Source organism: Pseudomonas pisciculturae (assembly GCF_015461805.1).
GTDB lineage: Bacteria > Pseudomonadota > Gammaproteobacteria > Pseudomonadales > Pseudomonadaceae > Aquipseudomonas > Aquipseudomonas pisciculturae.
This window is the reverse complement of record NZ_JACVZE010000003.1, coordinates 250,550-266,263: the sequence shown is the minus strand read 5'-3', so window position 1 is coordinate 266,263 and position 15,714 is coordinate 250,550. Positions and strand designations below refer to the sequence as shown.

The window sequence follows — 15,714 nt, the reverse complement described above, 5'->3', positions numbered from 1 at the left end:
CCTTACGCAAATGTTGCAACCTTTACGTGCGGGTGAACAGATCTTTGCCGTGCTGGGCGCTGCCAGCGACGCCAAACCATTGGAGGCTTGGCGGGCGATGGCGGCTGGGGCGCCGCTGCATCCCCTCTGGGAGGGCACGCCCTATGCGGGGTGGGATGAGGTGATGCCCTGTGTGGGTATCGTCGAACCGGGCAGCCCGTTCATGAATTGGGCTGGCGCCACTCACGCTTTGGATTGGGGGTGGCTGGCGGTGTCGTCCTGCCCGCTGGAAACTGTGGTTGGGCACCTGCAAGGCTTGACCAAGGTGTACCTGCCCGACGGCAAGGACGTGTTTCTGCGTTTTTGGGATGGCCAACAGTTTCTGCCGATCATTGAGCGAGCGGGCGCAGAGATATTGCCGGTATTCGTGCGCTATCTGATCAACGGCCAGTCATTGAGCGTCTCGACGGGCCCGATCACTGTCGCCCAAGCCAGCCCCTGGTGGCGAGTGCCCGCGCCGTTGCTGGCGCACCTGGCAGAGCAATCCCCACACACCCTAATCGACAACTTGCTGCAATGGCTTGAAGAGCAACGCCCCGATCTGCAAGCAGCCTTCACCCCGGCGACCTTGCAGCACAAGGTCGCCTATTTTGCGCGCAGCCCGGATGTCAGCCATGAAGCGCTGGTCGACTATCTTGCCTCAGAGCTGAGTTGAGCCCAGGGCCTGTTGCAGATCCTCGATCAGGTCTTCGATGGCCTCGATACCGACTGACAGGCGAATCATTTCCGGCTTAACACCCGCCTTGGCCTGTTCCTGCTCGTTCATCTGCCGATGGGTGGTGGATGCCGGGTGACAGGCCAGGGACTTGGCGTCGCCGATGTTTACCAGGCGCTTGAAAATTTGCAGCGCATCGTAGAAACGCACACCGGCCTGGTATCCGCCTTTCAAGCCGAACGACAGGATCGCCGAAGGTTTGCCTTGCAGGTACTTCTGCGCCAGTGCGTGGTGAGGGTGCTCCGGCAGGCCGGCGTAACTCACCCAGTTCACATCGGCATGGCCTTGTAGGAACTGCGCGACCTTCAAGGCGTTCTCGGTATGGCGCTCCATGCGCAGCGCCAAGGTTTCCAGGCCCTGTAGCAGCAGGAAGGCGTTCATCGGGGCCAACGCTGCGCCGGTGTTGCGCAGTGGTACGGTGCGGGCACGAGCGATGAACGCGGCAGGGCCGAACTTTTCGGTGTAGACCACGCCGTGATAGGCCGGCTCGGGGTTGTTGAGGCCGGGGAATTTGTCTGGGTGATCGGCCCACGGGAAGGTGCCGCTGTCGACGATCACGCCGCCCAGGGAGTTGCCGTGGCCGCCGATGTACTTGGTCACCGAGTGCACGACGATATCGGCGCCGAATTGGATCGGTTTGCACAAGATCGGCGTAGCTACGGTGTTGTCGACCATCAGCGGCACGCCGCGCGCGTGGGCCACGTTGGCCAGGGCCTCCAGGTCGACGATATTGCCCGCCGGGTTACCGATGCTTTCGCAGTACACCAGCTTGGTGTTGTCGTCGATCAGCTCGGCGATGGCCGCGGCGGAGTCGTCCCGGGCAAAGCGCACATCAACGCCAAAGCTTGGCAGCAGGTGGGCAAACAGTGTGTAGGTGCCACCATACAGCTGCGGCGTGGTGACGATATTGTCACCGGCGCGGGTGAGCGTCTGGATCGCGTAATGGATCGCCGCGCTGCCCGCCGACACCGCCAGGGCTGCAATGCCGCCTTCAAGGGCGGCGATACGCTGCTCCAGCACATCGTTGGTGGGATTCATGATGCGCGTATAGATATTGCCGGGCACGTCCAGGTTGAACAGGTCGGCACCGTGCTGGGCGTTATCGAATTCGAAGGCGACGTTCTGATAGATCGGCACGGCGACCGCTTTGGTGGTCGGGTCCGACTTGAAGCCGTGGTGCAGTGCGATGGTGGCGTCTTTCATGATTGTTATTGGCCTTCCCTGGAAAGTGGATTGCCACAATAAATCTGCCCTAGGCTCGGCATTTAGATTTTTTTCGGCCCGCATGCGAGCTTTTCGACATAAGCACCGCCCGGCACGCCGCAGTGCACCAATGCTCGCGTAAAAGGTAAACTTCGCCCCCTGCGCAGGAGCAACCATGAATTATCGTCACGCCTTTCACGCCGGCAACCACGCCGATGTCTTCAAACACCTGACCTTGACCCGCCTCATCGCCCTGATGTCGCGCAAGGAGCAGCCGTTCGCCTACCTCGACACCCATGCCGGCATCGGTCTTTACGACCTGCAGGGCGACCAGGCCAATCGCACCGGTGAATACCTGGAAGGCATCGCGCGCCTGTGGGGCGAGAGCGACCTGCCGCCGCTGACCGCCGACTATATGCGTGTACTGCACGAGATGAACCCGGACGGCCAGTTGCGTTACTACCCAGGCTCGCCGGAGCTGGCGCGACGCCTCACCCGGCCACAGGACCGTGTGCTGCTCAATGAAAAACACCCGGAAGACGGCGTGTTGCTCAAAGACAACATGAAGGGTGATCGCCGCGTCAAAGTGCACCTGGGCGAAGGGTGGCATGTGCCGCGTGCCTTGCTGCCGGTGCCGGAGAAGCGTGCGCTGATGCTGATCGACCCGCCATTCGAGAAACTTGACGAGATGCAACGCTGCGCCGCCTCCCTCAAGGAAGCCGTGAGCCGCATGCGCCAGACCGTTGCGGCCATCTGGTATCCGGTGAAAGACCAGCGCATGTTGCGTCGTTTCTATCAGGACCTGGCCGGCACCGGCGCGCCGAAGCTGCTACGGGTGGAATTGCTGGTGCATCCGCTGGACACGCCCAACACCTTGACCGGCTCGGGCCTGGCGATTGCCAACCCGCCGTGGGGTTTGGAGGAGGAGTTGCGTGAGCTGCTGCCGTGGTTGTCCAAGAAACTTGGCCAGACCCAGGGTGGGTGGCAGATGGATTGGCTTATCGCGGAATAACCAACTCTAAAGCCGAACATAGAACCAAATGTGGAAGGGGCGGTGCGACGATTCGACTTGCCCCCGATGGCGGAGTGTCAGTCAGTACATCTTTAACTGACCCATCGCTATCGGGGGCAAGTCGAATCGTCGCACCGCCCCTCCCACATTTTGAACGGTGATGGCCTTTAGATCGGGCAAGTCACGCCCGTACCGCCAATGCCGCAATACCCCTGCGGATTCTTCGCCAGGTACTGCTGGTGATACGCCTCGGCGAAGTACACCGTCGGTGCTTCTTCGATTTCGGTGGTGATTGCACCCAAGCCGGCCTTGGTCAATTCGCCCTGATAGGCTTCAGCACTGGCCTGCGCCGCCGCCAATTGCTCAGGCGTGGTCGCATAGATCACCGACCGGTACTGGCTACCAATATCGTTGCCCTGGCGCATGCCCTGAGTCGGGTTGTGCAGTTCCCAGAACATCTTCAGCAGGTCTTCATATTTCACTTTGGCTTGGTCATACACCACCAGCACCACTTCGCTGTGGCCAGTCAGGCCCGAGCAGACTTCTTCATAGGTTGGGTTTGGCGTGAAGCCACCGGCGTAGCCGACCACGCTGCTGACCACGCCGTCGCGCTGCCAAAACTTGCGCTCGGCGCCCCAGAAGCAACCCAGGCCGAAGATTGCAAAACCGACGTCATCGAGGAACGGCCCCAGCAGTGGGTTGCCGTTGACGAAGTGGGTTTCAGGCAGTGTCATCGGGGTTTCACGGCCAGGCAAAGCTTGTTCTGCAGTAGGAAGCACGTTTTTATTCACCAGAATTTCCGAGCGCAAGACCATGATCAGTCCTCTCGTCAGGTTGAGTTAGCAGTAAAAGGTCAGACAGCCAATGTGCCCGAGTGTTACCACGCTGTCAGGCAACGGGGCCGCGTGGGTAGCGCTTGAGCATAGCAAACAGCTCAGCGCCCGGGATTGGCCGGTCGAACAGGTAGCCCTGGCCGACGTCGCAACGATGCCGGCGCAGGAACGCCAGCTGTTCAGCGGTTTCAATGCCTTCGGCCACGACCTTGAGTTTCAGGTTGTGGGCCATGGCGATCACCGCCGAGGTGATTTCCATGTCGTCCTGGTTGTCCGGGATTTCGTGGATAAAGCTGCGATCAATCTTAATGATGTCGATGGGGAATTTTTTCAAGTAGCTGAGCGACGAGTAACCGGTGCCAAAGTCGTCCATGGCCAGGGTCAGGCCGAAGCTTTTGAGCTGGTCCAACTGCAGGCGCGTGTCCTCGGTGGCTTCCAGCAGCAAGCCCTCGGTCAGCTCCAGCTCCAGCAAGTTGGCCGGCAGGTCTTCTTCCTTGAGGATGGTGGCAATCGAGGCCACCAGGTCGGGGTCAGAGAACTGCTTGGGCGATAGGTTGATCGCCACCTGCAAGTTGCCCAAGCCCGCGGCGCTCAGTTGCTTGCTCATGCGGCAGGCCTGGCGCGCAATCCACTTGCCAATAGGGATGATTAGCCCGGTCTCTTCGGCCACGCTGATGAACTGGTCGGGGCGAATCATGCCCTTTTCCGGGTGGTTCCAACGCAGCAGCGCTTCCATGCCCAGCAGGCGGCCGCTGCGCAGGCACAGCTTGGGCTGGTAGAACACGTCCAGCTCGTTCTGGGTCAAGGCGCGGCGCAGGTTGTTTTCCACGAACAGCTTGTAGCTGGCTTCGGCGTTGAGCGCTTCGGTGAACACTTGCACCTGGTGTTTGCCGTTGGCCTTGGCCTTGTGTAGCGCGAGCCCGGCGTTACGCATCAAGGTCTGCGGGTCACGGCCGTGCAGTGGCGCGCAGGCCAGGCCCACAGAGCCGGTAACGCTGATCAGTTGGTTGTCGACGAACATCGGCTTGTCGAGGGTCGCCAGCAACTGGCTGGCGACTTGCTGGCCGGTTTCCAGGTCGGTGTCGTCCAGCAGCACGGCAAATTCGTTACTGGCAAACCGCGCCAGGCTGCCGCCGGCACTCAGGCTGTTGCGCAGGCGTCGTGCCAGGCTGATCAGCAGCTTGTCGCCGGTCTGGTGGCCGAGGCTGTCGTTGATGCGCTTGAAGTTGTCGATGTCCACCAGCAGCAGGCTGATAGGGCTGTCGCTGTCGCGGGCAAAGCGCTCATCGAGGTTGCGGATGAACGCCGGGCGGTTGCCCAGGTTGGTCAGGTTGTCGGTGTACGCCAGGCGCTCGATGCGCTGCTGGGCCAGCTTGCTCTGGGTGATGTCTTCGTAGATGCCGATGTAGTGCGTCAGCTCACGGTTGTCGCCATACACCTTGGAAATCGACAGCTGGCCCCAGTAGGGTTCCAGGTTTTTGCGCCGGCTCTTGAACTCGCCTTGCCAGCTGTTGCTCTTGGCCAGGCTCGACGGCGCGTCGAACAGCAACTCGCTGAGGTTCTCCAGCGCCGGCAGTTGGGCCAAACGGTGACCGTGGACTTCTTCGGCGGTGTACTGGGTGATCGCGGTGAAGCTGGGGTTGACGTACTCCACCACGCCGTCGCAATTGACCAGCAAAAAGGCGTTGGCGCTTTGCTCCACTGCACGCTGGAACAGGTGCAGGGCGCTGGTGGCGGTGCGGCGGTTGTGGTTGTTGATGACCTGCGCGAACTGGTCCGCCAGCTCACCGGCAAAGGCGATCTCGTCGGCCTGCCACAGGCGCGTGCTGCCGATTTGCTCCAGGCAGAGCACGCCGACCACCTGGCCGTCGACGCGGATGCTGGCGTCGAGCAGGGCGTGGATGTCTTTGCTGCGCAACTCATCGGCCAGCTCGCGGGTGCGCGGGTCGCGCAGCGCATTGGTGGCATCGATTGCGCGGCTGCTGTGCAGGGCTTCCAGGTAGTCCGGGAACTCACTGGCGTCGATGGGCTCGGGCAAGTAGTGCTGCTGGTCGGCTCTCGTGTAAGCGGCGATCGGCACCAGGCGCTTTTCTTCGAGGTGCCAGATGCGGGCGCTGTCGACCTGGTAGATATCGCAGGCGCTACGGGTGATCAGCTCGGCGGCTTCTTGCAGCGAGTTATTGGCGGTGTAGCGCTGGCGGGCCAGCAGCAGGATCAGCTCCTGTTGGGCGCGCACCCGCTCCAGATGCTGCAACTGTTCCTGTTGTGCGCGCTGGTTGAGCTCCAAGGCGATCTGTAGGCGGCTGTTCTGGCTCTCGAGGTCTGCCGTCGGGGCAGGGGAGGAGACTTCGCTGAACAGGCCGTCGACCACCATCAAGTAGCCGCGCAGCAGGTGGCGATTGTGTTGCTTATACGCCTCGCCGGTTTCCAGCACGCTCAGTGGTCCGTCGCCGGTATGCAGGGTGTAGCGCACTTGGTAGTGCGGGCTCTGAGTCAGTTGCTGTTGGATGGTGTCGTGCAGTTGATAGCGAGCCTGGGGCTCCATCAGGCTGGCGTAGGGCGTGCCAATCAGGGCACACAGCTCGACCGCCGGCAGGCCGAATTGGCGCTCGCAGTTGGGGTCGAGGTAGAGCAGGGCCCAGCTCGCCTCATTCAGCCGCTCGAAACGCAGCATACCGAGGCGCGAAGGCACCGGTAACTGCGTCACTACCTCGGCCGCCATACGGGCGACATCAGGTTGGCTTTTCATGGGGGAGACTCACTTCAAATAACGCGCACGGCGCCGGGCTCACGCCCTCTTTTTTGTTGCCTGCGGCAAGGTTGCATCATGCAGCGCGGGCTGACAAGAGAGGATGAAGGCTAAGTGCTATAAGGGTGTTATCGGCCGCGAGAGGGGATTCTTCAATCGGAATGATGGAAGGTGTACAAGCCTGTTTTGCCTGTCCAAGTATCTGTCTGGAAAGCAGGCAAAAAAAGCCCCGCCAAGTGGCGGGGTTGAGGTACGAGCGTGGCGCTCGGAAATCGGTGTAACCGGGCCGCCTCGGTGAAAAGACGGCCCCTTGAGACTTACAGCAAGATGGTGCGGATGTCGTTGAGCAACTGGCTCAGGCGCTGCGTGAAGCGTGCAGCAGCGGCGCCGTTGATCACACGGTGATCGTAAGACAGCGACAGCGGCAGCATCAGCTTCGGCTGGAACGCTTTACCGTCCCACACTGGCTGGATGGTTGCCTTGGACACGCCCAGGATCGCCACTTCCGGCGCGTTGACGATTGGCGTGAAGCCGGTACCGCCAATGTGGCCGAGGCTGGAGATCGTGAAGCACGCGCCCTGCATGTCGTCCGGGGTGAGCTTTTTGTCACGGGCTTTGGCAGCCAGTGCAGCAGCCTCAGCAGCCAGTTGCAGCAGGCTCTTCTGGTCGACGTTCTTGATGACCGGTACCAGCAGGCCATCAGGGGTATCTACCGCGAAACCGATGTTGACGTACTTCTTGCGAATGATCGCCTTGCCGCTTGGCGCCAGCGATGCGTTGAAGTCCGGCAGTTCCTTGAGCAGGTGTGCACAGGCCTTGAGCAGCAGTGGCAGCACGGTCAGTTTCACGCCAGCCTTCTCGGCCACGGCTTTCTGCGCAATGCGGAAAGCTTCCAGGTCGGTAATGTCGGCCTGGTCGAACTGGGTCACGTGCGGGATGTTCAGGTAGCTGGCGTGCAGGCCGGCCGCGCCGATTTGCATCAGGCGGGTCATCGGCACTTCTTCGGTTTCGCCGAAGCGGCTGAAGTCTACGGTGCGGATCGGCGGAATGCCCGAACCACCGGTAGCGCCGCCGGCAGCCGGAGCTTCCTTGGCTTTGTGCATCATGGCTTTGACGTAAACCTGAACGTCTTCCTTCAGCACGCGGCCGTGAGGGCCGGTGGCCGCGACTGCGTTCAGCTCAACGCCGAACTCGCGGGCCAGCTGACGCACGGCAGGGCCGGCGTGAACCTTGGCACCGCTTGGCGCAGGTGCAGCAGCCACTGGAGCCGGAGCGGCCTCAGCTTTTGCAGCAGGGGCAGGGGCGGCGGCAGCCGGTGCAGCTTCAGCCTTGGCAGCTGGAGCGGCGGCCGGTGCTGGAGCGGCAGCCGGCGCAGCGCCTTGTACTTTCAGCTTGAGGATGAAGTCGCCAGTGCCGACTTCGTCTTCCAGCTTGACCGCGATGCTTTCCACCACGCCGGCAGCCGGCGAAGGGATTTCCATGGAGGCCTTGTCGGACTCCAGGGTGATCAGCGACTGGTCGGCTTCGACGGTGTCGCCGACTTTAACCAGCAGCTCAATGATCTTGGCCTTGCCCGACGAACCGATGTCCGGGACGTGAATGTCCTGAACAGAGGCCGCAGCAGGAGCAGCAGCCGGGGCCGCAGGGGCCTCGGCTGGCTTCTCGGCAGGTGCCGGTGCAGCAGCGGCAGCCGGAGCAGCCGCTGGCGCAGGGGCCGCATCAGCGGCACCTTCGATTTCCAGTTCCAGCAGTTCGTCGCCTTCTTTCAGGCGGTCGCCCAGCTTCACTTTCAGGCTCTTGACCACGCCGGCCTTGGGAGCAGGGATTTCCATGCTCGCCTTGTCCGATTCCAGGGTCAGGATGCTCTGGTCGGCTTCGACGGTGTCGCCGACCTTCACAAACAGCTCGATTACTTCACCTTCACCGCTGCCGATGTCAGGTACGCGAATGAGTTCGCTCACAAAAAGTCTCCTCAGCAGTCCAGTGGGTTGCGTTTTTCCGGGTTGATCCCGAACTTGACGATAGCGTCAGCCACTACCTTAGGTTCGATCTCACCACGGTCAGCCAAGGCTTCCAGGGCTGCCAACACCACGAAGTGACGGTCGACTTCGAAGAAGTGACGCAGCTTCTTGCGGCTGTCACTGCGGCCGAAACCGTCGGTGCCCAGGACTTTGAATTCCTTGGACGGGACCCACTGGCGAATTTGTTCGGCGAACAGCTTCATGTAGTCGGTAGAGGCAATGACTGGACCTTTACGGCCGGCCAGGCACTCTTCGACGTAGCTCTTCGCTGGTTTTTGACCAGGCTTGAGGCGGTTGCTGCGCTCTACGGCCAGGCCGTCGCGACGCAGTTCGTTGAAGCTGGTGACGCTCCACACGTCGGCGCCGACGTTGAACTCTTCACGCAGGATCTTCGCCGCTTCACGCACTTCGCGCAGGATGGTGCCGGAGCCCATCAGCTGTACGTGGTGCGCTGCTTCCTTGGTGTCTTCTTCGAGCAGGTACATGCCCTTGATGATGCCTTCTTCCACGCCAGCCGGCATTGCAGGCTGCTGGTAGGACTCGTTCATCACGGTGATGTAGTAGAAAACGTCCTGCTGCTCTTCGGTCATCTTCTTCATGCCGTCCTGGATGATCACCGCCAGCTCATAGCCGTAGGTTGGATCAAAGGTGCGGCAGTTCGGGATGGTGGCAGCCAGGATGTGGCTGTGACCGTCTTCGTGTTGCAGGCCTTCGCCGTTCAGCGTGGTACGGCCGGCGGTACCGCCGATCAGGAAACCACGGGTACGGCTGTCGCCTGCTGCCCAAGCCAGGTCGCCAATGCGCTGGAAGCCGAACATCGAGTAGAAGATGTAGAACGGCAGCATCGGCTGGTTGTGGCTGGAGTACGAAGTACCGGCAGCGATGAAGGAGCTCATGGCGCCCGCTTCGTTGATGCCTTCTTCGAGGATCTGGCCCTTTTTGTCTTCCTTGTAGAACATCACTTGGTCTTTATCGACTGGCTCGTAGAGCTGGCCGACGGAGGAGTAGATGCCCAACTGACGGAACATGCCTTCCATACCGAAGGTACGGGCTTCGTCCGGGATGATCGGGACGATGCGCGGGCCGATGTCCTTGTCCTTGACCAGCTGCGCCAAAATACGCACGAAAGCCATGGTGGTGGAGATTTCACGGTCGCCCGAACCGTCCAGGATGGCCTTGAGGGTGCTCAAGTCTGGGGTCGGTACGCTGAAGCTGTTGGCGCGGCGCTGTGGCACGAAACCGCCCAGTGCGGTACGACGCTCGCTGAGGTAGCGGGCTTCGGCGCTGTTTGGCTCTGGCTTGAAGAACGGCAGGTCTTCCAGCTCTTCGTCTTTTACCGGGATATCGAAGCGGTCACGGAACAACTTCAGGCTTTCAACATCAACCTTCTTGGTGTTGTGTGCAGTGTTCTTCGCTTCGCCGGCACCGGTGCCATAACCCTTGATGGTCTTGGCCAGGATGACGGTCGGTTGTTCTTTGTGGTTGACCGCTTCGTGGTACGCCGCGTAGACCTTGTACGGGTCGTGGCCGCCACGGTTGAGCTTCCAGATCTCGTCGTCGGACAGGTCTGCAACCATCGCCTTGAGTTCAGGCGTGTTGAAGAAGTGTTCACGTACGAACGCGCCGTCTTTGGCTTTGTAGTTCTGGTACTCGCCGTCGATGACTTCGTCCATGCGACGTTGCAGGATACCGTCGACGTCTTTGGCCAGCAGTGGGTCCCAGAAACGGCCCCAGATGACTTTGGTCACGTTCCACTGAGCACCACGGAACACGCCTTCGAGTTCCTGGATGATCTTGCCGTTGCCGCGAACCGGGCCGTCGAGGCGCTGCAGGTTGCAGTTGATGACGAAGATCAGGTTGTCCAGCTTCTCGCGGCCGGCCAGGGAGATGGCGCCCAGGGATTCCGGCTCGTCGCACTCGCCGTCGCCCAGGAAGCACCAGACTTTCTGCTTGCCTTCAGGGATGAAGCCACGGGCTTCCAGGTACTTCATGAAACGTGCCTGGTAGATCGCCTGGATCGGGCCCAAGCCCATGGATACAGTCGGGAACTGCCAGAAATCAGGCATCAGCCAAGGGTGCGGGTAGGACGACAAGCCCTGACCGTCGACTTCCTGGCGGAAGTTGTTCATTTGGTCTTCGGTGATGCGACCTTCCATGAACGCACGGGCGTAAACGCCTGGCGAGGTGTGGCCCTGGAAGTAGATCAGGTCGCCGCCGTGTTCGTCGGTCGGGGCCTGGAAGAAGTAGTTGAAGCCAATGTCATACAGGGTTGCGCTGGAAGCGAAGCTGGAGATGTGACCGCCCAGGTCCGAATCTTTCAAGTTCGTGCGCATTACCATCGCCATGGCGTTCCAACGTACCAGCGAGCGAATGCGGCGTTCCATGAACAGGTCGCCAGGCATGCGTGCTTCGTGGGTAACGGGGATGGTGTTGCGGTATGGCGTGGTGATGGCGTAAGGCAATTGCGAACCGCTGCGGGTTGCGAGTTCGCCCATACGGGTCATCAGGTAGTGCGCACGGTCTTCGCCTTCTTTGTCGAGAACCGATTCCAGGGCGTCCAGCCATTCCTGGGTTTCGACGGGATCGAGGTCTTGCATGGCTTGCTCCAGGGCGGAAAGGCTACCAGAATCGGTTGCCTGAAGTTTGCGACTGGCCTTGTGGGCAGACGACATAAATTCTTGGATGGCCGAAGGTTGCTTCGGCGTCCTGTAGTTTTACTACAAATCGTCGGCCATTTCAGCCTTTCGAATGTATATACGAGTAGTAAAACTACACAAGACTGAGCGTATGGCTCGGTCTGGCTGGTGAGCATAATCGTTATTGTTGATCTTTTGCGAACACGAAAAGGTTGGGTCTTGATGTTTTCTGCCAAAATTAAATTAATTCCAGCTATTTCTAACCTTTGTTCGACAGTCCTTCATCGAGCATGGTTCTTGCGTTCACCACAAGTAGCCAATTACGCGCCGATCAAGGATAGACCATGAGCCTTCCAACACTGGCCCAACTACCGGCCATTCTCTTGCCAAAAGCCCAGCGGGCCGAGCAGTCATTTCGTGACGCAGTGGCCGCGCTGGACGACGATCATGGACTTTCTGCCTGGGCACCGCAACGGTGGGCCGACTTCGCCCGCGTGTGCGCCGCCAGTGATTTCGTCATTGAACAGAGTGTTCGTGACCCTTTGATGTTGCTGGAGCTGGTGGCCTGGGGCGAGCTGGACCGCGGTTTTGCCCCTGGCGAGCTGTGCGGGCAAATTGCCGGTGCTGTGCAACAGGCCGAAACAGAGGATGAACTGGGCCGCATTTTGCGCCGCCAGCGCACGCGCCAACAGGTGCGCATCATCTGGCGCGACCTGACCCGCCAGGCGGATCTCGTACAGACCTGTCGTGACCTTTCCGACATGGCCGACGCCAGCATCGACCAGGCTTATCAGTGGTTGTACCTACGCCACTGTGCGCAGTTCGGCACCCCCACCGGTCGTCGCAGCGGCGAGCCGCAGCACATGGTGATCCTCGGCATGGGCAAGCTCGGTGCAGTGGAGCTGAACCTGTCGTCGGATATTGACCTGATCTTCGCCTACCCCGAAGGCGGCGAAACCGTAGGTGTGAAGCGCTCACTGGATAACCAGGAGTTTTTCATTCGCCTTGGTCAAAAACTGATCAAGGCCCTCGACCCGATGACCGTCGACGGCTTCGTGTTCCGGGTCGACATGCGCCTGCGCCCCTACGGTTCGGCCGGCGCGCTGGTGCTCAGCTTCAACGCGTTGGAGCAGTATTACCAGGACCAGGGCCGTGACTGGGAACGCTACGCCATGATCAAGGCGCGCGTGGTCGCGGGCGATCAGGTGGCGGGCGCGCAGTTGCTGGAGATGCTGCGGCCGTTCGTCTATCGCCGTTACCTGGACTTTTCTGCCATTGAAGCGCTGCGCACCATGAAGCAGCTGATTCAGCAAGAGGTGCGGCGCAAGGGCATGGCCGACAATATCAAGCTGGGTTCGGGCGGCATCCGCGAGGTGGAGTTCATCGCCCAGGCCTTCCAGTTGATTCACGGCGGTCGCGACCTCAGCCTGCAACAGCGTCCGCTGCTGAAGGTGCTCGGCACCCTGGAAGGCCAGGGTTACTTGCCACCGGCGGTGATTGCCGAGCTGCGCGACGGCTATGAATTCCTGCGTTATACCGAACACGCCATCCAGGCGATTGCCGACCGCCAGACCCAGATGCTGCCGGACAGCCCCGAAGATCAAGCGCGCATCGCCTTTATGCTGGGCTTTGACGACTGGGCCGCGTTCCATGAGCGGCTGATGTACTGGCGGGGCCGAGTGGACTGGCACTTCCGCCAAGTCATCGCCGATCCGGATGAAGAAGAAGGCGACGAAAGCGAATTGGTCGTAGGTGGCGAGTGGCTGCCACTGTGGGAAGAGTCCCAAGATGAGGAAGCGGCCTGTCGCCAGTTGGCCGAAGGTGGGTTCAGCGATGCGACCAAGGCCCTTAAAGCCCTGGCCGGCCTGCGCAACAGCTCGCAATTGCGTGCCATGCAGCGCCTCGGCCGTGAGCGGTTGGATGCGTTTATCCCGCGTTTGCTCGCCCAGGCCGTTGAACACGCCAACCCGGACCTGGTGCTGGAGCGCGTGTTGCCGCTGGTGGAAGCCGTGGCCCGCCGTTCCGCTTACCTCGTATTGCTCACCGAAAACCCCGATGCCCTGCGCCGCCTTTTGACCCTGTGCGCCGCCAGCCCGTGGATCGCCGAGCAGATCACCCGCTTCCCGCTGCTGCTGGACGAATTGCTCAACGAAGGTCGCTTGTTCAAGCCACCGTTGGCGCCGGAGTTGGCCGCCGAACTGCGCGAGCGCCTCACGCGCATCCCCGAGGATGATCTTGAGCAGCAAATGGAAGCCCTGCGCCACTTCAAACTGGCTCACCGCCTGCGCGTAGCTGCGTCGGAAATCGCCGGCAGCCTGCCGCTGATGAAAGTCAGCGACTACCTCACCTGGCTCGCCGAAGCCATCCTCGAACAAGTGCTGGCCCTGGCCTGGCGCCAGACCGTGGCGCGCCACGGCTCGCCGCAGCGCCTGGACGGCACCTTGTGCGACCCTGGGTTCATCATTGTCGGTTATGGGAAAGTCGGTGGCATCGAACTGGGGCATGGTTCGGACCTGGACCTGGTGTTTATCCACGATGGCGACCCGCAGGCCGAAACCGATGGCGCCAAGCCGATTGACGGTGCGCAGTTCTTTACGCGCCTGGGCCAGCGCATCATTCACCTGCTGACTACCCAGACCAACTCCGGCCAGTTGTACGAAGTGGACATGCGCCTGCGACCTTCCGGCGCGTCCGGCTTGCTGGTCAGCTCCCTCGGGGCGTTTGACCGCTATCAGCAAAATGAGGCCTGGACCTGGGAACATCAGGCCCTGATCCGCGCGCGGGTGCTGGTGGGCAGCCAGGATGTGGGCCAGGCGTTCGAGCAGGTGCGGGCCAAGGTGTTGGGGCGTGAGCGCGACCTGGCCACGCTGCGCCAGGAGGTCGGCGAGATGCGCACGAAGATGCGCGACAACCTGGGCACCAAGACCACGGCGGCCGGCACCGGCGCCAACGCCTTTGATGCCACGGCGGTGTTCGACCTCAAGCAGGACGCCGGAGGTATCGTCGATATTGAATTTATGGTGCAATACGCGGCTTTGGCGTGGTCTGCGCAACATCCATCGTTGCTGCGCTACACCGACAATATCCGCATTTTGGAAGGCCTGGAGCAGGTGGGTTTGATGCCCCCCGCCGATGCCCATCTGCTGCGCGAGGTGTATAAGGCCTATCGTTCCGCCGCGCACCGTCAGGCCTTGCAAAACGAGGCCAGCACGGTGACCGGGGATCAGTTCGCCGACGAACGGCGCCAGGTGATGCGAATCTGGAAGGAACTAGGGTTAAGCTGAAACTCGATTAAATGTGGGAGCGGGCTTGCTCGCGAAAGCGCAGTGTCAGTCACTGAAAATATTGACTGATATACCGCTTTCGCGAGCAAGCCCGCTCCCACACAGCTAGTACCGGGCTAACCATGACCTACAGTAATTATCGAGGCGGGGAGGCATAAGCCTCCCCGCATCGTTTGTGGAAACTACATGAATATTCTGATCGTTGGGCCCAGCTGGGTCGGTGACATGGTGATGGCGCAGACACTGTTCCAGTGCCTCAAGCAGCGTCATCCCGACTGCCAGATCGACGTGCTCGCCCCTGAGTGGAGTCGCCCGATCCTGGAACGTATGCCCGAAGTGCGCGCGGCCTTGAGCTTCCCGCTCGGCCATGGCGCGCTGGAGCTGGCGACCCGTCGTCGTATCGGCAAATCCCTGGCCGGCCAGTACGACCAGGCGATCCTGCTGCCCAACTCGCTCAAGTCGGCGCTGGTGCCGTATTTCGCCGGCATCCCCAAGCGCACCGGCTGGCGTGGCGAGTTTCGCTACGTGCTGCTCAATGATGTGCGCACGCTGGACAAAGCCCGCTACCCGCTGATGATCGAGCGCTTCATGGCCCTGGCGTATGAGCCGGGTGCCGAATTGCCCAAGCCGTACCCACGCCCGAGTTTGCAGATCGATCCGGTAAGCCGCGACGCGGCGTTGGCCAAGTTCGGCTTGACCCTGGATCGCCCGGTATTGGCCCTGTGCCCTGGGGCCGAGTTTGGCGAGTCCAAGCGCTGGCCGTCGGAGCATTACGCAAAGGTCGCCGAAGCCAAGATCCGCGAAGGCTGGCAGGTGTGGCTGTTTGGTTCGAAGAAGGATCACCCGGTGGGCGAAGACATTCGCCAGCGCCTGATCCCGGGCCTGCGTGAAGAGGCCGTCAACCTGAGCGGCGACACGTCTCTGGCCGAAGCCATCGACTTGTTGTCCTGCGCCGATTCGGTGGTGTCCAACGACTCTGGCCTGATGCACGTCGCCGCTGCGCTGAACCGCCCTTTGGTGGCGGTGTACGGCTCAACCTCGCCGGGTTTTACCCCGCCGTTGGCAGACAAGGTCGAAGTGGTGCGCCTGGGCCTGGAGTGCAGCCCGTGTTTTGAGCGCACTTGCCGTTTCGGCCACTACAACTGCATGCGCCAGTTGCTACCGCAGCCGGTGAACGAAGCCTTGCAGCGGTTGCAGGGCTCTGTGGTCGAGGTCCGATAGT

At 61.2% G+C, this 15,714-nt stretch carries 9 protein-coding genes; 4 read left to right on the top strand and 5 right to left on the bottom strand.

Features of this window, described 5'->3' with window-relative positions; all coding sequences use genetic code 11:
* Nucleotides 1-10 precede the first annotated feature (10 nt).
* Nucleotides 11-694, top strand: coding sequence for a DUF4123 domain-containing protein (locus ICY20_RS10225; protein ID WP_194937415.1), 684 nt, complete (start codon nucleotides 11-13; stop codon nucleotides 692-694).
* Here ICY20_RS10225 and ICY20_RS10220 read toward each other — a convergent pair.
* Nucleotides 680-1,957, bottom strand: coding sequence for an O-acetylhomoserine aminocarboxypropyltransferase/cysteine synthase family protein (locus ICY20_RS10220; protein ID WP_194937414.1), 1,278 nt, complete (start codon nucleotides 1,955-1,957; stop codon nucleotides 680-682). The two genes, ICY20_RS10225 and ICY20_RS10220, sit on opposite strands and share 15 nt — an antisense overlap.
* A gap of 175 nt (nucleotides 1,958-2,132) precedes the next feature.
* Between ICY20_RS10220 and ICY20_RS10215 the strand changes: the two genes are divergently transcribed.
* Nucleotides 2,133-2,969: a 23S rRNA (adenine(2030)-N(6))-methyltransferase RlmJ gene (locus tag ICY20_RS10215; protein WP_016975658.1), complete on the top strand. Its 837-nt coding sequence runs from the start codon at nucleotides 2,133-2,135 to the stop codon at nucleotides 2,967-2,969.
* Nucleotides 2,970-3,136: 167 nt separating this feature from the next.
* On the opposite strand, the gene msrA is transcribed toward ICY20_RS10215, so the two are convergent.
* The 4 genes from msrA to aceE form a co-directional block, all read right to left on the bottom strand.
* Complete coding sequence (msrA, locus tag ICY20_RS10210; protein WP_159959843.1) at nucleotides 3,137-3,784, bottom strand: peptide-methionine (S)-S-oxide reductase MsrA; 648 nt, start codon at nucleotides 3,782-3,784, stop codon at nucleotides 3,137-3,139.
* Between the two features lie 73 nt (nucleotides 3,785-3,857).
* The gene (locus ICY20_RS10205; protein ID WP_194937413.1) at nucleotides 3,858-6,551 is read right to left on the bottom strand and encodes a putative bifunctional diguanylate cyclase/phosphodiesterase; all 2,694 of its coding nucleotides are present in this window, start codon (nucleotides 6,549-6,551) and stop codon (nucleotides 3,858-3,860) included.
* A gap of 317 nt (nucleotides 6,552-6,868) precedes the next feature.
* Nucleotides 6,869-8,512 carry a dihydrolipoyllysine-residue acetyltransferase gene (aceF, locus tag ICY20_RS10200; RefSeq protein ID WP_122485515.1) on the bottom strand — a complete coding sequence of 548 codons (1,644 nt, stop codon included), beginning with the start codon at nucleotides 8,510-8,512 and terminating at the stop codon, nucleotides 6,869-6,871.
* Between the two features lie 11 nt (nucleotides 8,513-8,523).
* Entirely contained in the window at nucleotides 8,524-11,169 is a 2,646-nt protein-coding gene (gene aceE / locus ICY20_RS10195) for a pyruvate dehydrogenase (acetyl-transferring), homodimeric type (RefSeq protein ID WP_122485514.1), read from the bottom strand.
* Nucleotides 11,170-11,552: 383 nt separating this feature from the next.
* On the opposite strand from aceE, the gene glnE reads away from it, so the two are divergent.
* Nucleotides 11,553-14,492, top strand: a complete 2,940-nt coding sequence (glnE, locus tag ICY20_RS10190; protein ID WP_194937412.1) for a bifunctional [glutamate--ammonia ligase]-adenylyl-L-tyrosine phosphorylase/[glutamate--ammonia-ligase] adenylyltransferase — start codon at nucleotides 11,553-11,555, stop codon at nucleotides 14,490-14,492.
* Nucleotides 14,493-14,678: 186 nt separating this feature from the next.
* Entirely contained in the window at nucleotides 14,679-15,713 is a 1,035-nt protein-coding gene (waaF, locus tag ICY20_RS10185) for a lipopolysaccharide heptosyltransferase II (protein WP_194937411.1), read from the top strand.
* The last annotated feature ends 1 nt before the right edge of the window (nucleotide 15,714 follow it).